An 18,143-nucleotide genomic window follows, 5' to 3' on the forward strand; every position below is an offset into this window, starting at 1 on the left:
TGTTCCATCGGGCCCTGTTCCGCCGGGGTCATGCCGGCTTGTCCCGGTTGCCGCCGATCGTCTCCCGGGCCGCCCGCAGGGATTCCTTGAGGGAGCCCATGGTGGCGAGGACGGCGGTCGGCTCGTAGCCGCAGTGCGCCATGCAGTTCGCGCAGCGCGGGTCCTTTCCGCGGCCGTACTTGCTCCAGTCGGTGTCGTTGATGAGCTCCCTGTACGTCGGCACGTAGCCGTCGCTCATCAGATAGCAGGGGCGCTGCCAGCCGAAGAGGGAGTAATTCGGAATGGCCCAGGCCGTGCAGGGGAAATCGGCCTTTCCTTCCAGGAAGTCCAGGAAGAGCGGAGAGTGGTTGAGCCGCCAGCGCCGCCGGTTGCCGCCCGCGAAGGCCTTCCTGAAGAGTTCCCGTGTCTGTTCGACCCCCAGGAAGTGCTCCTGGTCCGGAGCCTTTTCGTAGGCGTAGGCCGGCGAGATCATCATCTCGTCCACCTGCAGGTCGTCATTGAGGTAGTTGAGTACCTCAATGATGGTCTGCGGGGTGTCGGTGTTGAAGAAGGTGGAGTTGGTGGTCACCCGGAAACCACGCCTCTTCGCCTCCTTGATGGCGGCGACCGCCTCGTCGAAGACGCCTTCCTTCGCCACGGACTCGTCGTGGCGCTCGCGCAGGCCGTCGATGTGCACGGCGAAGGCGAAATACGGGGAGGGGGTGAACTTCTCGATCTTCTTGCGCAGCAGCATCGCGTTGGTGCAGAGGAATACGTACTTCCGCCTCGCCACCAACTGCCGGACGATCTCGTGGATCTGCGGGTGCATCAAGGGCTCGCCGCCCGCGATGGACACCATGGGCGCGCCGGACTCCAGCACGGCGCCGACCGCCTGGGCGACCGGCATGCGCTGCTTGAGCACCCCGGCCGGGTGCTGGATCTTCCCGCACCCCTCGCAGGCCAGGTTGCAGGCGTAGAGCGGTTCCAGCTCGACGATCAGCGGGAACTTCTCACGCTTGCGGAGCTTCTGTTCGAGAAGATAGGTCCCGACCCTGATGGTCTGGCGCAGCGGCATGGCCATCTGGCTCACCTCCTGGGGAGCAGCAAAGAACGGTGCCATTCGTAAAACGCGGGCAGTACGGCACGCAGAACACGGAAGGCCGATATTCCCCCGCGAACCGTGCCGATACGGACGAGCTCATGCTCCGGAGCGTCCACGATCACCCGGACGGCCGCAACGGGGCGGCTGCCTCCCCGGGCGGCGGTCCGCAGGGTGGCCGCGGACTCCATGTCGACCGCGATCGCGCCGGTGGTGCGCAGTTGGGCGCGCTCCTGGCCGCGGACGACGTGGTCGGATCCGGTCAGTGCGCCGATGTGCACGGTCCGGCCGGGGGCGGCCCGGGCGAGTGCCTCGGCGAGCAGGGCGCTGCCGGTGCAGGCGACGGCCCCCTGCGGGTCCCGGGTCTCGTCGGCGACCACCAGGTCGCCGGGGTGCATGCCGGGGACCAGCCCGGCGCAGAATCCCGTCGCGAGGACGGCGGCCCGGTCCATCCCCGGCCGCTCCAGCGCCCGGGTCAGGGCCCGCTCGGCCGCGCGCGGACCCATCCCGGTGCGCAGCAGGGTGTGGGCCCCGGCCGAACCGCGGCCCGCGCTGCGCAGCGCCGCCTGCTCGATGCGCAGTGCGCAGGCGACCAGCAGCGGGTCGGGGTGCGCGGCCGGCCGGTCCCCGGCGGCGCCGCCGGCGGCGGACATCAGGCGTCCCCGGCCGGTGCGGACGGTTCCCCGTACAGGTAGCGGCCGAGCGCGGTGAGCGGGAACACCTGCCGGTACAGGTGGTAGTTGATGGAGAAGTCCCAGGGGAAGCCGGTGCCGGTGAAGTACGGCTCGTCCCAGGAGCCGTCCTCCTTCTGGGTGCGCACCAGGTGGGCGATGCCCCGTTCGACGGCCTTGCCGTCCCGCTCGCCGGCCGACAGCAGCGCCATCAGCGCCCACGCGGTCTGCGAGGCGGTGGAGGCGCCCTTCCCGGCCCAGGACGGGTCCTCGTAGGAACGCTGGTCCTCGCCCCACCCTCCGTCCTCGTTCTGTACGGATTCCAGCCAGCGCACGGCCCGCCGGATCGCGGGATGCCCCGGGGCGATGCCCGCCGCGGTCAGGGCCGGCACCACCGATCCGGTCCCGTAGACGTAGTTGGTGCCCCAGCGGCCGAACCAGCCGCCGTTCGGCTCCTGTTCGGCGAGCAGCCAGGCGATGCCGCGCCGGGTCCGCGCGTCGCCCGCCTTGCCCTCGAAGGCGAGCATCTCCACCACGTGGGCGGTGACGTCGGCCGAGGGCGGGTCGATGACCTCGCCGAAGTCGCAGAAGGGCAGTCTGTTCGGGAAGGGGCTGGTGTTGTCGGCGTCGAAGGCGCCCCACGCGCCGTTCCTCGACTGCATGCCGAGGTTCCAGGACACCCCGCGGGCGATGGCCCCCTCGACCCGGGCCGGGTCGGGGTGCTTGATCCGGCGCAGTGCGAGGACCACCTCGGCGGTGTCGTCGATGTCGGGGTAGGTGTCGTTGTGGAACTCGAAGGCCCAGCCGCCGGGGGCGAGCCCGGGCCTGCGCACCGCCCAGTCCCCGCTGCGGACGATCTCCTCGTCGAGCATCCAGTCGGCGGCCTTGACCAGTGCCGGGTGGTCGGGGCGCAGGCCCGCGTCGGCCAGTGCGATCGCTGCGAGGCAGGTGTCCCACACCGGGGACTGGCAGGCCTCGATCATCCGGGCGCCGTCCTCGCGCCAGACCGCGAACCGGTTCAGGGACTCCAGTCCGGCGCGCATCACCGGGTGCCCGAGGTCGTAGCCGAGCAGGTGCAGGGCGATGACGGAGTACACGGCGGGCGGCTGGATCCCGCCCCAGCAGCCGTCGTTCTCCTGGCGTTCGACGATCCAGCGGCCGGCGGTGGCCATCGCCGCCTTGCGCAGCCGGCGCGGGGCGAAGCGCCGGTAGACGCGCAGGGCCTTGTCCATCCGCTGGAAGGCGCCGTCCCAGCTGGTCAGCGGGGCCAGGCGGCGGGCCGGGTTCGGCACCCGCGCGTCGGCGTGCAGTTCGTCCAGGGTGAAGGGGGCCGGGCGGACGGGGCGCAGCGCCGAGACCACGGTGAGCGGGACGATGGTCTGGCGGGCCCAGCAGCCGAAGTCGTAGATGTTCAGGGGCACCCAGGGCGGCAGGAACACCAGCTCGGGCGGGAGTTCGGGCAGGTGGTCCCAGCTCCACCAGCCGAAGAGCGCCAGCCAGATCCGGGTGAAGACGCGGGCGGCGGCGATCCCTCCGTGGGCCCGGATCCAGGCCGAGGCGCGGGTCATGTGCGGGGCGTCCGGCGCGTCCCCGGCGAGGCGCAGGGCGACGTAGGCCTCGATGGTGGCGGAGAGTTCGGGCGGTCCGCCGTGGAAGGTGGCCCAGGTGCCGTCCTCCCGCTGCTCACCGCGGATGAAGAGGGCGGCGGCGTGGGTGGTGGCCGCGTCCCGGATGCCGAGGAACTGCCGCAGCAGCAGGTCCTCCGCGTCCATGGTGACGTTGGTCTCCAGGTCGCCCTTCCACCAGCCCGCGGGGTCCTGGCGCTCCAGCAGGTGCCGGGTCGCACGCGCGGCGGCCTCGTACACCTCCTGCGGACTGCCGTCCGGCGGCCCGGGCAGATCCGTCGCGGCCCGTCCCGCTCCGGGCCGGCCCGGTGGCCGGTAGTCGGTCCGCGGTCGGGCCTCCCGGGCGGGGGCGGGCGGCGCGGCGATCCGGCCCGTGAGCGCCGCCGGGTCATCGGGCCCGGGCCGGGGCGGCCGCGGGCCGGCGGGCGGGTCCGCGAGCGTTCCGACGCGGACCCGGCCGCTGCCGGGCCGGTCGGCGCCGCCCCGGCCGGGCGCGGAGGGGGCCGGCCGGAGCGAGGGCCCCGCTTCGGCGGCCGGGGCGGGCGCGCCCGGGAGCCCGTACTCGATCCGCGGGGTGGCCGCCCCGGCGGGGCCGGGCGGCGGAGCGCCCGGGGTGGATTCGCTGCCAGCGCCAGCGCTCTCCGCGCTGCCGTCGGTCGTCGCTGTCATGGCTTCCCCTTAGAACAGTGTCCTCTGCTGTGCTGGGGTCTGCCGTCGGCCGGTGCGCGCCACGCTCAGGTGGCGGGCGCCGGCCGGCGACTCGCGATGCATATCCGCTGTCGGGTGGCGATCACCTCTTGCGCACGACGACGAAGTCGGCGAGGGCCACGAGCTGGTCGCGCACGCGCTGCGGCATGTCGACGTCGTCCAGGGCCCGGATCGCCACGGCGTGCTGGCGGCGCGCCTCGTCGGCGGTCCACTGGCGGCCGCCGGCCGCCTCGATGAGCGCCGCGCGCGCCGCGAACTCCTCCTCCGAGAAGCTCTCGAAGTCGTTGCTCTTGGCATCGGCGGCGAGCAGTTCGGCGAGCTGCTCGGAGGCCGGCCCGCCGGCCGCGAGGGCGGCGACCACCGGCAGGGACTTCTTGCGCTGGCGCAGGTCGCTCCAGGTCTGCTTGCCGGTGGCCTCCGGGTCGCCCCAGATGCCGAGCAGGTCGTCGACGGCCTGGAAGGCGAGGCCCAGGTGGTAGCCGTACTCCTCCAGCTTGTCGGCCGTGCGGTCGTCCGCGCCGCCGAGCACCGCGCCGATGGAGACCGCGCAGGCGAGCAGGGCGCCGGTCTTGTTGCCCTCCATCTCCAGGCACTCCTCGACGCTGACGCGCTCGCGGTGCTCGTAGGAGATGTCCTGGGCCTGGCCGTCGATGAGCTTGCGGCTGGCGGTGGTCAGCCGGCGGGTCGCACGGCCCGCCTCGACGGTGCCGAGCTCCAGCAGTACTTCGTTGGCGAGGGCGAAGAGGGCGTCGCCGACCAGGATGGCGAGGGCCGGTCCGTGGACCTTCCACACGGTGTCGCGGTGGCGGCGCTGCTCGTCGCCGTCCATCAGGTCGTCGTGCAGCAGCGAGAAGTTGTGCACGAGCTCGACCGCGACGGCGCCGGGGATGCCGACCTCGGCCGCGGCGCCCGCGGCCTCGGCGGAGAGCAGCGCGAGGGCGGGACGCACGGCCTTGCCGCCGTCGCCGTCGGCCACGTTGCCCTGGGCGTCGATCCAGCCGAAGTGGTAGGCGGCGACGGTGTCCATGGGCGCCGCGAGCCGGTCCACGGCAGCGCGGAGCGCCGGGGTCGACAGCGTACGGCCGCGCTCCAGGAGGGCGATCGTGTCCGCCTTCTCCACGCCCCTTCCGGCTGTGCCCACACTGGCATCCGTGTTCTCGACAGCCGGATTCCCCGGGTTCACTGGCTCTCCTCTTGTTCCTGTACGTGTTGTGCCGGTGGTGCTGGTGGTGCCGGTGCTGCTGATGGTGCTCGTCATGCCGCCTCCTGCAGAGGGTGTTCGCGGGGGCGGCCGAGCGCGGCGAGTGCGGCGTGCGCCGCGCTCAGACCGCTCCGGACGGCGCTCTCCATGGTCGCGGGCCAACCGGTGGCAGTCCACGCACCGGCCAGGTAGAGCCCCGGCGTGTCGGTGCGCGCCCCGGGGCGCAGCCGGCCGACGCCGGGGGTGGGGGCGAAGGTGGCCGTCCGCTCCCGGGTGACGAAGAAGTCCCGTACCTTGGCGCCCCGCGCGGCGGGCAGCAACCGCTCCAGCTCGGGCAGGTACTTGGCGCGCAGGACCGAGACGGGCTCGTCGATGTCGTCCTGGGCGACGGACTGGGACAGCGCCAGGTACTGGCCGCCGTCGGGGAGTCCGGAGGAGTCGGTGCGGTCGAAGACCCACTGCACCGGGGAGCCGAGTGCGGCGAAGAAGGGCTGCTTGAGCACCTTGCGGTCGTAGACGACGTGGACGTTGAGGATCGGCGCGGTGGCGATGTCGAGGAGCTTGTCGGGGTCGGCGAGGGCGCCGGACGGCAGCAGTCCGTGCGCCTCGCGCTGCGGGACGGCGAGGACGACGGTGCCCGCCTCCAGGGACTCGTCCTCGGTGTCGACCCGCCAGGCCCCTTCGGGCGTGCGGGTGACGGCCGTGACCCGGGTGCGCAGTTCGGTCCGTACGCCGGCGGCGTCGAGGGCCTTGCGGGCGAGGGTGTCGTGCAGTTCCCCGAGCGGTACGCGGGCCCAGCCGATGTCGGCCGCGCCCTTCTCGGAGAGCAGGCCCGTCTTGAAGACCATCGCGGCCAGGCCCAGCGAGGACTGCTCGGCGGTGGCGTTGAGGGTGGCGATGCCGACGAGGTCCCAGAGGGCCTCGATCGTGCGGGCGGACTGGCCGTAGCGGCGGAGCCAGGTCGCGAAGTCCAGGCCGTCCAGCGCCGGGTCTGCGGGGTCGAGGCGGCGCAGCGCGAGGGCGGCGCGGCCGACGCTCGCGCGCTCGGCGAGGGAGAGGTGCGGGTAGCAGGCCAGCGATCCGGCCAGGTGCAGGGGCACGGGCAGGGCGCTGCGGCGCAGCCGTCCCAGGCGCGGGCCGCCGGGGTGGGCGACGTCGAGGACGGGTACGTCGAGCCGGTCCTGCAGGGGCGCGAGGGCGGCGCCGTCGACCCGGTCGAGGAACCACCGGTAGGCGGTGCAGCACCGCAGGTAGACGTGCTGGCCGTTGTCGACGTCGAGTTCGCCGCGCTTGAAGGAGAAGGCGAGCCCGCCGAGCCGCGGGCGGCCTTCCAGCAGGGTGACCCGCAGTCCGGCGTCGGCGAGTTCGAGCGCGGTCGTGACTCCGGCGAGCCCGCCGCCCACGACGACGGCGTGCTGGTCGGTGCCGGTCATGCGACCTCCCCCGTGGTGTGCCTTTCCTCCGGGCCGGACGCTCGGCCCAGGGTGGGCGCGGCCTTCCCGCGTGCGGCGGCGCGCCCGGCGCCCGCCGGAAGAGACGCGACCGCCGTCATGGTGGTTGCCCGGGCGCCGTGGCGGCCGGGACGGCCCGCCGGACGCGGGCGCGGGCGCGGCGCGGCGGACGCGCACGCCGAGGGCGCGCCCGGAGGCGTCGCCGGGGCGCCGGACGCGGCTGCGGTCGCGCGGCGCAGGCCGGCGGACGCACCCGTGCGCTCGACCCGCGCGGCCCGGTGCGGCCCGGCGGCCGCGGGCGGAGCGGCCGGGGAGACCGGGTCGGGCTGCGGGGACGGCTGCGGTGGCCGGGTGACGGCGGCCATCAGGGCCGCCTCCGGGTGCTCTGGCGGGAGACGGTCCGCGCGTCGAGGCCGGACAGGCCGCGCACGGCGACGTACGCCTTCTCGTGCGGCGGCAGCGACACGCGGCCGCGCAGCACGGCCTCCGGCTCCCGCTCGATGCGGTCGAGGAGGCGCCGGTAGATGCCGGCCATCGCGGCGACGCAGGCGCCGCTGCGCCGGTCGAGCATCGGCAGCAGCCGGTAGCCCTCGGCGAACAGGGCGCGGGCGCGCCGCACTTCGTGGTGGACCAGTCCGGCGAAGTCGGAGCCGGCGGGCGCCCGGTCGCCGTGGAAGCCGTCCGAGCAGCCGAACTTGGCGAGGTCCTCGGCGGGCAGGTAGGTGCGCCCGTTGGCCGCGTCCTCACGAACGTCGCGCAGGATGTTGGTGAGTTGCAGGGCGAGGCCGAGCGTGTCGGCGTACTCCGCGGCGCGCGCGGCCTCGGACGCCCCCGGGCCCGAGGCGTTCACCGTGCCGAACACGCCGAGCGAGAGCCGCCCGATGGCTCCGGCCACGCAGCGGCAGTAGGTCTTGAGGTCGTCCCAGGTCTCGTAGGTCTCGCCGCGGACGTCCATCAGGACGCCGTCGATGAGCTCGTCGAGGCCGCCGAGCGGGATCGGGAACCGGCGCGCGGCGTGCGCGAGCGCGACGGCGACCGGGTCGGTGTCGTCCTCGTCGATCTCCTCGGCCCGGATCCGGCCGAGCAGGGCGCGGGTCTCCTCCAGCCGGGCGAACTTCGCCTCGGCCGGCAGTGTGCCGTCGCCGATGTCGTCGACCCGCCGGGAGAAGGCGTAGAGCGCGGACATCGCCTGCCGCTTGTCGGCGGGCAGCAGGCGGATTCCGTACGCGAAATTGCGCGCCTGCGCACCGGTGACGGCCTCGCAGTAGCTGTAGGCGGCGGAAATCGGTGCGGACATCGCAGTCGTTGCGGACGCGTGTGTGGGGCCCTCCACGGTGGGGCTCACCCCTTTCTCGGCGCTGTGCGCAGGACGGCGGCAACCTCGCGGAGCAGGCCGCTCTTGGTGGGCTTGGGCGGGCCGGGGAGTACGTCGAAGCCGGCGGCGGTGACGGCTCGCAGGGCTGCACGCCCTCCTCCCACGAAACCCGCGAGCAGCAGCCGGAGTCTGCCGTGCACGCTACCCACGAGGGGGGTGCCTTCATTCAGCAGCTCGCGGGCGCGCTCGCTTTCGAAGGCGACCAGGGCGCGCACGGACGCGCCGGCGGACGGGGCCGCCAGGTCGGCCTCGGACACGTGGAAGCGCCGCATGTCCTCGGCGGGCAGGTAGATCCGGTCGCGGCCGAGGTCCTCGGCGACGTCCTGGACGTGCTCGACGATCTGCAGTGCGGTGCAGACGGCGTCGGAACGGCGGATCCGTTCGGGGGTGCTGGTCCCGGTGAGGGAGAGCACGAGGCGGCCGACCGGGTTCGCGGAGAGCTCGCAGTAGGCGGCCAGGTCCGCGTAGGTCTCGTAGCGCGTGACGCGCTGGTCCTGGCGGTTGGCCTCGATGAGTCCGAGGAACGGCTCGGGCGTGAGCCCGTGGGCGCGGACGACGGGCCGGAGGGCCAGGAGCAGGGGGTGGCGCGGCGGGCCGGCGGGGCCGCCGGAACCGTTGAAGACACGGTGCAGATCGGCCTCGAGGGCGTCGAGCATGGCGAGCCGGTCGTCGACGGCGGCCGGGTCCAGGCCGAGGAGCACGGCGTCGCGTCCGCCGGGGGCGAGGTCGCCGTCGCCGATGTCGTCGACGAGACGGGCGTAGCCGTAGACGGCCGTCAGGCCGTCACGCCAAGCCCGGGGAAGGAACGCGGGGGCGACCGGAAAGTTCTCCGCCGTCGCCTTGTCGAGGGTGGCGCTCACGTGGACCGTGTCGGACAGGGGTCGGATGCCGTACCCCGGGGTCACCGCCCGCCGCCTGGGGCGGGGACGGCCGTCGTGCCTGGGGGCCGGAGAATTCCCGTAGCCATTGCCGTCACATCTCCCGTTCTACACTGCCGACCCAATACATCCTATTTCGGACACGCCGCCGGGGTTTTCCCCGGGGTGCCCCAGGGCCGTTCACCTGCGGGGAATCGTCCCCTCTTGCCGCGATTCAGGACCGCCTCAGCTTACGCTGTAGAACGCCGCGGAGCCCTCTCGGGTATTCGCTCCGCCACCGAATGTCGCCGCGGAATGCGAAAGCACGCCGAAGGCCCCCGCCGTGCAGAGCGGCGGGGGCCTTCGGGAGAAGCGGTAAACGCCGGAAAGGGCGCCGCGCGCGACCCGGAGGTCAGCCGTTGGTCGCCTTCTCGTATGCCGAGACGACTTCCTCCGTGGGCCCGTCCATCAGGAGTTCGCCCTTCTCCAGCCACAGCACCCGGTCACAGGTGTCGCGGATGGACTTGTTGTTGTGGCTCACCAGGAAGACCGTGCCGGCCTTCTGCCGCAGTTCGCGGATACGGTTCTCGGAACGCACCTGGAAGCTGCGGTCACCGGTGGCCAGCGCCTCGTCGATCATCAGGACATCGTGGTCCTTGGCGGCCGCGATGGAGAAGCGCAGGCGGGCCCCCATGCCGGAGGAGTAGGTGCGCATCGGCAGGGAGATGAAATCGCCCTTCTCGTTGATGCCCGAGAAGTCGACGATGCTCTGGTAGCGCTCTTTGATCTGCTCGCGGCTCATGCCCATCGCGAGACCGCCGAGAACGATGTTGCGCTCACCGGTGAGGTCGTTCATCAGCGCCGCGTTCACGCCCAGCAGCGAGGGCTGGCCGTCGGTGTAGACCTTGCCCTCCTCGCAGGGCAGCAGGCCCGCGATGGCACGCAGCAGCGTGGACTTGCCGGAGCCGTTGGAGCCGATGAGGCCGATCGCCTCGCCGCGGTAGGCGGTGAAGGAGACGCCGCGCACGGCGTGGACGCGGCGGACGCCCGGGGCGTCGCCCTTCTTCCGGCGGACTATCTTGCTGAGTGCGGCGGTGGCCGCACCCCTGCCGGCGCTGCCGGTGTTGACGCGGTAGACGATGTGGACGCCGTCCGCGATCACGGTGGGGACGCGCCCCTCGGTCTTGTCAGCCACGGCCGTAACGCTCCTCAGACTTCCAGAAGTACACGAAGCCGCCGAGGCCGATGACCACGGCCCAGCCCACGGCGAAGAGCCACACGTGCGGCGGCAGGTTGCTGCTGGCGTAGTCGTCGATCAGCGCGAACCGGATCAGGTCCATGTAGATCGCCACCGGGTTCCACAGCAGCAGGTCGCTGATCCACTGCGGCTGGTCCTTGAGGTAGATCCCGATCGGGAACATGACACCGGAGGCGTACATCCACGTACGCATCACGAACGGCATCAGCTGCGCCAGGTCGGGGGTCTTGGAGCCTAGCCGCGCGAAGATCATGGCGAGGCCGGTGTTGAAGACGAACTGCAGCGCCAGCGTCGGGAGCACCAGCAGCCAGGACAGCCGCGGGTAGTTGCCGAAGCTGACGGCGATCACGAAGACGACGATCATCGAGTACATCAGCTGCTGGAGCTGCTGGAGTGAGAAGGACACCGGCAGGGCGGCGCGCGGGAAGTGCAGCGCGCGCACCAGCCCGAGGTTGCCCGAGATCGCCCGGACGCCCGCCATCAGCGAGCTCTGGGTGAAGGTGAAGACGAAGATGCCCATCACCAGGAACGGGACGTAGACGTCCTTGGGCATCTCGCGGCCCGCGCCGAGGATCACGCCGAAGATCAGCCAGTAGACGACCGCGTTCAGCAGTGGGGTCGCCACCTGCCAGACCTGGCCGAGCTTCGCCTGGCTGTACTGCGCGACCAGCTTGGCCCGGGAAAAGGCCATGATGAAGTGGCGCCGGCCCCAGAGCTGCCGCACGTAATCGCCCAGACCGGGCCGGGCACCGCTGACCGAGAGGCCGTATTTCCTGGCGAGCTCCGCGGCGCTGAGCCCCGCGTCTGCGGACGGCGGCTTGCTCGTGGCGAGAGCGCCGTCGTGGGTTGTGTCACTCACAAGATGAAACTTTCGTCTTCAAGATGCGGCCAGGTGGGCATCAGGCTGGTGGCGCGAGGCCCGTGATCGCGCCATGTTCCCAGACGCGGGGTCGTCAGATGACAGGTGGTCGGCCCAGCCGGGTCAAACGCCAGACCGTACGCCATCTCATCGGGCGGCGAGGTCCGCAGGGAGTGTTCCAACCCTCCCGGAAACCGCCGAACCAGGCCTTGAGCGCGGGTCCCGACGGCTTGCGCACGAGCGTCAGCAGGAGCCAGACGCCCAGGTAGACCGGGACCAGCGGAGCGGGCAGGTTGCGGCGGGCGAGCCACACCCGGTTACGAGCCACCATACGGTGATAGACCCCGTGCCGGGAGGGGGCAGTCGTCGGGTGCAGCAGCACCATGTCCGCGCGGTAGTCGATCAGCCACCCGGCGTCGAGCGCCCGCCAGGCCAGATCGGTCTCCTCGTGAGCGTAGAAGAACTCCCCCGGCAGCGCTCCGACCTGCTCGAACACCGTCGTGCGGACCGCGTTGGCGCCGCCCAGGAAGGTGGTCACGCGGGAGGAGCGCATCGGGTCGGAGGCGCGCAGCCGCGGCACGTGCCGGCGTTGCGTCACACCGGTCTCCGGATCGGCGATCCGGAAGCTGATGATCCCGAGCGCGGGGTCCTCGGCGAACGCCTGCCGGCACAGCTCGGCGGTGTCGGTGCGCTCCAGCAGGCCGTCGTCGTCCAGGAAGAGCAGCGCGTCCACGTCACGGCCGCCGGGGCCGAAGGCCTCGATGCCGACGTTGCGCCCGCCCGGGATGCCCAGGTTCTCCGGCAGGTCGATGCTGCGGACGCCCTCGGGCAGCCCGGTGACCTGCACGCCCTGGCCCACGACGACGACCTCGACGGGGTCGCCCTCCTGGCGGGCCACCGAGTCGAGGAGCGCCTTGAGCTCGTCGGGCCGGTTGCCCATCGTGATGATCACGGCGCCCAGCCGCATCGGGGCGGTCACTTGAGCCTGCTGGAGGCCAGGACCGACACGAGGTGCAGCACCGTCTGGAGCACGGCGATGGCGGCCAGTACGGCGACCCCGACCCGGGACCAGTACAGGTCGCCGCGCATCTGGTCCAGGACGGCCAGCACCAGGATGAGCAGCGAGGCCTCGATGCCGAGGATCAGGCGGTGGAACTTGAGGGCGGCGGCGGCCCGGCGGGCGAGCGCCATGCCCTTCGCGCGCGGCTCGGCCGCGGCGTCCTTGACCACCGGCTTCCCGGCCTGGTGGCGGGCGACGCCGACCAGGTCGGTCTCGGCCTTGATCAGGATCGCGCCGAGCGCCGCGAGGGTGCCCAGGAAGGCCCACAGCCAGTCGACGCGCCCGGTGCCCCACAGGTCCGCGGCGCGCAGGCCGAAGCCGACCAGCACGGCCGCGTCGCACAGGTAGGCGCCGACCCGGTCCAGGTAGACCCCGGAGAGCGAGTACTGCTTCTTCCAGCGGGCGACCTCGCCGTCGACGCAGTCGAGCAGCAGGTACAGCTGGACGGCCACCACGCCGAGGACGGCGCCCCAGATGCCGGGCACCAGCAGGGCCGGGAGGGCCAGCACGCCGGCGAGGGTCATCACGTAGGTCAGCTGGTTCGGCGTGACCTTGGTGGTGACCAGGAGGCGGGTGATGCGCAGGGAGATCTCGCGCATGTAGAGGCGCCCGCCCCAGTGCTCGCCGCTGACCCGGTCCTTGACGCCCGCCGGGTGAACGACGGGCCGGAGTTCAGCTACGGATGGTCTTGGCATAGTCGGCGTAAGCGTCCCTGATCTCGGCTGCGGACAGGTTGAGGTGCTCCAGGATCGTGAAACGTCCCGGTCGGGTCTGGGGGGCGTACTCGACGGCCGCGACGAACTCGTCGATGCTGAAGCCGATCTCCTCCGGCGCCACCGGCAGGCCGTGCCGGCGCAGCACCTCCACGAAGAGCCCGGACTTCTCCTCGGCCCCCCGCAGGTGCATCGCGAAGGCGGCGCCGAGGCCGACCTGCTCGCCGTGGAGCGCGGAGCGCCCCGGGTAGAGCAGGTCGAAGGCGTGGCTGATCTCGTGGCAGGCCCCCGACGCGGGGCGGGTGTCCCCGCTGATCGACATGGCGATGCCGGTGAGGACGAGCGACTCGGCGAGCACGGTGAGGAACTCGTCGTCGCCGCAGCCGCCGGGGTGACGCAGCACGGACTCGCCGGCGGTACGGGCCATGGCGGCGGCCAGGCCGTCGACGGGCTCGCCGGTGATCTCGTGCGAGAGCTCCCAGTCGGCGATGGCCGAGATGTTGGAGATCGCGTCGCCGATGCCGGCGCGGATGAACCGCACCGGGGCGTGCTTGATCACGTCGAGGTCGATCACCATGGCGATCGGGGTGGGCACGCCGTAGGAACCGCGGCCGTTGTCGTTGTCCAGGATGGACACCGGCGAGCAGATGCCGTCGTGGGAGAGGTTGGTGGCGACGGCCACCATGGGCAGCCCGACCCGCGCCGCGGCGTACTTGGCCACGTCGATGATCTTGCCGCCGCCCAGGCCCACGACGGCGTCGTAGCGGCGGCCCTTTATGTCGTCGGCCAGCTTGACCGCGGAGTCGATGGTCCCGTCGACGACGGCGTACCAGTCGGCGTGCGGCAGAACGGGCTCCAGCTTGGCGCGCAGCGCCACGCCGGAGCCTCCGCTGATCGCTATGGCCAGCTTGCCTGAGGCGGAGATCCGCTGGTCGGCCAGGAGGCCGGCCAGATCGTCCATCGCCCCGCGACTGATGTCGACGACGACGGGCGAGGGGATGAGCCTCGTCAGTACTGGCATGCGATCGTCCGGCCCTTGGCGAGGTCGTCGTGGTTGTCGATCTCGACCCACTTGACGTCGCCGATGGGGGCCACGTCGATGGTGAAGCCGTCGTTGACGAGCTGCTGGTAGCCGTCCTCGTAGTAGAGGTCGGGGTCGCGCTCGAAGGTGGTCTTCAGCGCGTCGGCCAGCTGCTCGGCGGCCTCGGCCTCGATGAGGGTGACACCGATGTACTCGCCCGTGGCGGTGGCCGGGTCCATCAGCTTGGTGATCTTCTGCACGCCCTTGCCGTCGGCCGTGATGACCTTCATCTCCTCGTCGGCCAGGTGCTTGACCGCGTCGAGGGCGAGGATGATCTTCTGGCCGTTGCCGCGGGCCGCGAGCAGGGTCTTCTCGACGGAGACCGGGTGGACGGTGTCGCCGTTGGCGAGGATCACACCCTGCTTGAGGACCTCACGCGCGCACCACAGGGAGTAGGCGTTGTTCCACTCCTCGGCCTTGTCGTTGTCGATCAGCGTGATCTTGACGCCGTACTTGGCCTCCAGGGCCTCCAGGCGCGCGTACACGGCTTCCTTGCGGTAGCCGACGACGATGGCGACCTCGGTGAGGCCGACCTCGGCGAAGTTGCCGAGGGTCAGGTCGAGAACCGTGATGCTCTCCTCGTCGCCCTCGGGGCCGACGGGCACGAGGGCCTTGGGCAGGGTGTCGGTGTAGGGACGCAGACGGCGTCCGGCACCGGCAGCGAGTACAAGGCCGATCATGCTGGTTCTCCTTCGTCATGTACGGCGGGTGCTCCGGAGGAGACCCAGAACCGGATGCTCTCCACGAGCACCACGAGTGCCACGAACACGGCTGTGACCGTGAGCGCGACGGGGAAGTCCGCTGCGCGCGATACCAGGACGGCCGCCAGGACCGTGATCAGCAGGACCCGGCCTTCGTGGCCGCCGATCGTCCGCACCAGCCAGTGCGGGGGCGCGCCGGTGCCGCCGCGGATGCGGTACACCGTGTCGTAGTGATGGTAGGCGACCGCCGCGATCAGGCCGAATGCCGCCGGAAGCGCCCCGGGGACGTCCGCCTTGGCGGCGAGGACGAGGACCGTGACGTACTCGGCGGCCCGGAACAGCGGCGGGATCAGCCAGTCCAGGGCGCCCTTGAGCGGTGCGGCGACGGCCAGCCCGGCGGCCATGGCATAGACCACCGCGACGGCGATCAGCCGCGGGTCCCCGAAGGGCAGGTACAGGGCCGCCCCGACCATCAGCAGCGTGCCCAGAGCCGCCACGTACACGGAGCCGAAGGATCCGGCGCGGCCGCGCAGCAGCCGGGCCTGGAGCTCGGCGAGCGGACCGGAGTCGGCGAGGTCGGCCAGGGCCTGGGCCGCACGGTCGGTGCGGGTCGCCTTGCGCGTCAGCGAGCGCAGCACCCGGCCGGCGGTGGTGTAGAGGGCGCCGAAGGCACAGCCGATCAGGAGGGCGTAGAAGACGATGCGGGGGGTGGTGAAGGCGGTCAGCACCGCGATCATCGCCCAGCGCTCACCGATGGGCAGGATGATCATCCGCCGGACCCAGACCGTCCAGCCGACGCTGTCGAGCCGGTCGGAGAGGGCGGCCGTGGGGCTCGTGTTCGCGGTCGCGTCGTGGTTGGCCTCATTGAAGGAGAAGTCGACCACGTGCCGGCAGGTCATGAGGATCATGGAGCCGAGGGCGAGGCCCCAGACGTCGTCACCGTTGCTCGCGGCGCCGAGGGCGAGGCCCGCGTAGAAGGAGTACTCCTTCGCGCGGTCGAAGGTGGCGTCGAGCCAGGCGCCCATCGTCGAGTACTGGAGCGAGTAGCGGGCGAGCTGCCCGTCCGTGCAGTCCAGGACGAAGGAGACGAGGAGCAGCACACCGGCCGCGACGTAGCCCCAGCGTTCGCCCGTGGCCGCGCAGCCCGCCGCGATCAGCGCGGTGATCAGCGAGGCGGTGGTGACCTGGTTCGGGGTCAGGCCGCGGCGCGCGCACCAGCGGGCGATGTAGCGCGAGTAGGGGCTGATGAAGAAGGTGGTGAAGAAGCCGTCGCGGGACTTCACGGCGGTCCGCAGGCGCACGGCCTCGTCGTCGACGGCCGCGACGGCGGCGGTCGCCGCGTCCCGTTCCGCCGGGCCCGCGGGGACGGTGGCGACGAGCGTGCCCAGTTCGGGGCGCTGGACGGAGGTCCCGGCGGCCTCGACCGCGTCGGCGAGCCGGTCGGCGTACGGGCCGGGGCCCTCGGGTGCGAGGGCCGCGGCCTTGTCGAGGACGTCGCGGGCGCCCGGCTGGACGGCGAAGGCGCCGGTGACGGCGCAGGCGTCGAAGCGCGGGTCGGTCAGCGCGAGGCGCAGGGCGTGCACGTGCCCGACGAAGGCGCTGTCCACGACGGCCACCCGCTGGTCGGCGGGTACGCCGGCCAGTACGGAGGCGGTGTCCTGGGGACCGGTGGCCGGGCGGACGTCGAAGCCGAGGCCGCGCAGCTCGTCCGCGAGCGGCGATCCGGGGACCGGCAGGCCGGTGAGGATGACGGTCGGCAGACGAACTCACTCCTTGTAACGGATTCCGAACGCGCGCCTCATAGGGCGGCGGCACGTCGGCAGAGGCTATCGGATGAATGGAAGCAAGGGTTCACCACCCGTTTACGCCCCGATAAGCCGAATATTCCGGCCCCGGGCGGGGTCCTGATCATCATTGACGATCACGGCGCGGTACCACAAACGGCCCGGATGTTACGGTGGACACGCCCCTGCAGGTGTCGAGCGGAAAGAGGTGGGTTGGTGACCGTCGTAGTGGTCGCGGCCATGCGCAGCGAACTCCGGTGCATCCCCCATTTCTTCCGGGCATCCGGCCGGGCCTGAGCCACACCGCTGGGCCTCGTCGGCCGGAGCCCCCGTTCAAGGGTTCACGTTGACCGACCACACCACCCACACCGACTTCACCGACGACACCTCCCGGCAGGCCTTCTTCGACCTGCACCACGGCCTGCCCCGGCAGGCTCCCGGCTCCTACGCGAGCACCCGTCACCTGCTGTCCCTGTGCGGACCGCTGCCCGAGCGGCCGCGCGTCCTCGACCTGGGCTGCGGTCCGGGCCGCAGCGCCCTGCTCCTCGCCGCCGAGGCGGGCGGCCCGGGCCGGGGCGGCGCCGAGGTGACCGCCGTCGACCTCCACTCCCCCTTCCTCGACGAGCTCCGTACGGCCGCCCGGGCCCGCGGGCTCGCCGACCGCGTCCGTACCGTCGAGGCGGACATCGGCGCACTCTCCCCGGCGGACTTCGAGGACGCTTCCTACGACCTCGTGTGGGCGGAGGGCTCCGCCTACCTCCTCGGCTTCGACACCGCGCTCGCCCGGTGGCAGCGGCTGCTCGCCCCGGGCGGCACGCTCGTGGTGACCGAGTGCCAGTGGAACGTCGGGGAACCGTCCGCGGGGGCGCGCGCCTTCTGGGACCCGAAGTACCCGCTGCGCTCCACCGCCCGCAACCTCGGCGCCGCCCAGGCCGCCGGGTACCGGGTGCTCGGCGTGTACGACCTGCCCGACTCCGACTGGGCCGAGTACTACGGCCCGCTCGCCGAGCGGGTCCGCAACCGCCCCGAAGCCGAGACCCCCGCGATGGCGCGGGCACGGGCCGCCACGCGCGAGGAGCTCGACGCACGGGAGCGCCATGGCCACGAGTACGGATACACGGGCTACGTCCTGCGCCCGGTGACCGCCGGGGACGGCGACGCCTGGCCGGCCCGCCCGGAGACCGCGGCCGATGAGGCCGCCGTACGGGAGGTCAACCTGGCGGCGTTCGACACGCCGCTGGAGGCGGACCTCGTGGACGCGCTGCGCGCGGACGGCTCCTGGCTGCCCGGCCTGTCGTACGTGGCCGAGGCCCCGGACGGGTCGGTGGCGGCGCACGCCCTGCTGACCCGGTGCGAGGTCGACGGCGTCCCGGCGCTCGCGCTCGCACCGGTGGCCGCCGATCCCGCGCTCCAGGGCTCGGGCGCGGGCAGCTCGGTCGTCCGGGCCCTGCTCGCGGCGGCGAAGGAACGCGGGGAGTCGCTGGTCCTGGTCCTCGGGCACCCGGCGTACTACCCGCGCTTCGGGTTCGTACCGGCCTCGCGCTTCGGGATCCGGGCACCCTTCGACGTCCCGGACGAGGCCATGATGGCGCTGGTGCTGGACGATTCCGTTCCGGTCCCGGCGGGCACGATCGCCTACCCGGCCCCGTTCGGCGTCTGACGCCAGGGCGCGGCCCCTGAGGTGATCCGCCCCCCGCCGCCTAGCACGCGGCGGGGGGCGG

At 72.4% G+C, this 18,143-nt stretch carries 16 protein-coding genes; 1 reads left to right on the forward strand and 15 read right to left on the reverse strand.

Features of this window, described 5'->3' with window-relative positions; genetic code table 11:
* Positions 1-28 precede the first annotated feature (28 nt).
* The 15 genes from hpnH to OG534_RS05560 form a co-directional block, all read right to left on the reverse strand.
* Positions 29-1,060 carry an adenosyl-hopene transferase HpnH gene (gene hpnH / locus OG534_RS05490; RefSeq protein ID WP_326593476.1) on the reverse strand — a complete coding sequence of 344 codons (1,032 nt, stop codon included), beginning with the start codon at positions 1,058-1,060 and terminating at the stop codon, positions 29-31.
* A 5-nt stretch (positions 1,061-1,065) separates the two neighbouring features.
* On the reverse strand, positions 1,066-1,731 hold the full coding sequence (locus OG534_RS05495; RefSeq protein WP_326586939.1) for a phosphorylase family protein: 666 nt from the start codon (positions 1,729-1,731) through the stop codon (positions 1,066-1,068).
* On the reverse strand, positions 1,731-4,043 hold the full coding sequence (gene shc / locus OG534_RS05500) for a squalene--hopene cyclase (protein WP_326586940.1): 2,313 nt from the start codon (positions 4,041-4,043) through the stop codon (positions 1,731-1,733). The genes OG534_RS05495 and shc overlap by 1 nt, the downstream gene beginning before the upstream one ends.
* Before the next feature lie 121 nt (positions 4,044-4,164).
* Positions 4,165-5,265, reverse strand: coding sequence for a polyprenyl synthetase family protein (locus OG534_RS05505; protein WP_374776764.1), 1,101 nt, complete (start codon positions 5,263-5,265; stop codon positions 4,165-4,167).
* 71 nt (positions 5,266-5,336) lie between these two features.
* The gene (gene hpnE / locus OG534_RS05510) at positions 5,337-6,716 is read right to left on the reverse strand and encodes a hydroxysqualene dehydroxylase HpnE (protein ID WP_326586942.1); all 1,380 of its coding nucleotides are present in this window, start codon (positions 6,714-6,716) and stop codon (positions 5,337-5,339) included.
* Entirely contained in the window at positions 6,713-7,099 is a 387-nt protein-coding gene (locus OG534_RS05515) for a hypothetical protein (RefSeq protein ID WP_326586943.1), read from the reverse strand. The genes hpnE and OG534_RS05515 overlap by 4 nt, the downstream gene beginning before the upstream one ends.
* Positions 7,099-8,031: a presqualene diphosphate synthase HpnD gene (gene hpnD / locus OG534_RS05520; protein WP_326586944.1), complete on the reverse strand. Its 933-nt coding sequence runs from the start codon at positions 8,029-8,031 to the stop codon at positions 7,099-7,101. The genes OG534_RS05515 and hpnD overlap by 1 nt, the downstream gene beginning before the upstream one ends.
* Positions 8,032-8,075: 44 nt before the next feature.
* Positions 8,076-8,969: a squalene synthase HpnC gene (gene hpnC / locus OG534_RS05525; protein ID WP_326586945.1), complete on the reverse strand. Its 894-nt coding sequence runs from the start codon at positions 8,967-8,969 to the stop codon at positions 8,076-8,078.
* Positions 8,970-9,378: 409 nt separating this feature from the next.
* Positions 9,379-10,161 carry an ABC transporter ATP-binding protein gene (locus OG534_RS05530; RefSeq protein ID WP_326586946.1) on the reverse strand — a complete coding sequence of 261 codons (783 nt, stop codon included), beginning with the start codon at positions 10,159-10,161 and terminating at the stop codon, positions 9,379-9,381.
* The gene (locus OG534_RS05535) at positions 10,154-11,083 is read right to left on the reverse strand and encodes an ABC transporter permease (RefSeq protein ID WP_326586947.1); all 930 of its coding nucleotides are present in this window, start codon (positions 11,081-11,083) and stop codon (positions 10,154-10,156) included. Before OG534_RS05535 ends, OG534_RS05530 begins: the two co-directional genes overlap by 8 nt.
* Positions 11,084-11,177: 94 nt before the next feature.
* Positions 11,178-12,050: a glycosyltransferase family 2 protein gene (locus OG534_RS05540; protein WP_326593478.1), complete on the reverse strand. Its 873-nt coding sequence runs from the start codon at positions 12,048-12,050 to the stop codon at positions 11,178-11,180.
* A gap of 8 nt (positions 12,051-12,058) precedes the next feature.
* A complete protein-coding gene (locus OG534_RS05545) occupies positions 12,059-12,838 on the reverse strand; it encodes a CDP-alcohol phosphatidyltransferase family protein (protein ID WP_326586948.1) in 780 nt (259 codons plus the stop codon).
* The gene (locus OG534_RS05550; protein WP_326586949.1) at positions 12,816-13,877 is read right to left on the reverse strand and encodes an iron-containing alcohol dehydrogenase family protein; all 1,062 of its coding nucleotides are present in this window, start codon (positions 13,875-13,877) and stop codon (positions 12,816-12,818) included. Before OG534_RS05550 ends, OG534_RS05545 begins: the two co-directional genes overlap by 23 nt.
* Positions 13,865-14,617, reverse strand: a complete 753-nt coding sequence (locus tag OG534_RS05555; RefSeq protein WP_326586950.1) for a phosphocholine cytidylyltransferase family protein — start codon at positions 14,615-14,617, stop codon at positions 13,865-13,867. The genes OG534_RS05550 and OG534_RS05555 overlap by 13 nt, the downstream gene beginning before the upstream one ends.
* Positions 14,614-16,398, reverse strand: a complete 1,785-nt coding sequence (locus OG534_RS05560) for a DUF5941 domain-containing protein (protein ID WP_326593479.1) — start codon at positions 16,396-16,398, stop codon at positions 14,614-14,616. Before OG534_RS05560 ends, OG534_RS05555 begins: the two co-directional genes overlap by 4 nt.
* A 370-nt stretch (positions 16,399-16,768) precedes the next feature.
* Between OG534_RS05560 and OG534_RS05565 the strand changes: the two genes are divergently transcribed.
* Positions 16,769-18,082, forward strand: coding sequence for a bifunctional class I SAM-dependent methyltransferase/N-acetyltransferase (locus tag OG534_RS05565; protein ID WP_326586951.1), 1,314 nt, complete (start codon positions 16,769-16,771; stop codon positions 18,080-18,082).
* The last annotated feature ends 61 nt before the right edge of the window (positions 18,083-18,143 follow it).

The sequence above is a fragment of the Streptomyces sp. NBC_01294 genome, assembly GCF_035917235.1.
GTDB classification, from domain to species: Bacteria; Actinomycetota; Actinomycetes; order Streptomycetales; family Streptomycetaceae; genus Streptomyces; species Streptomyces caledonius.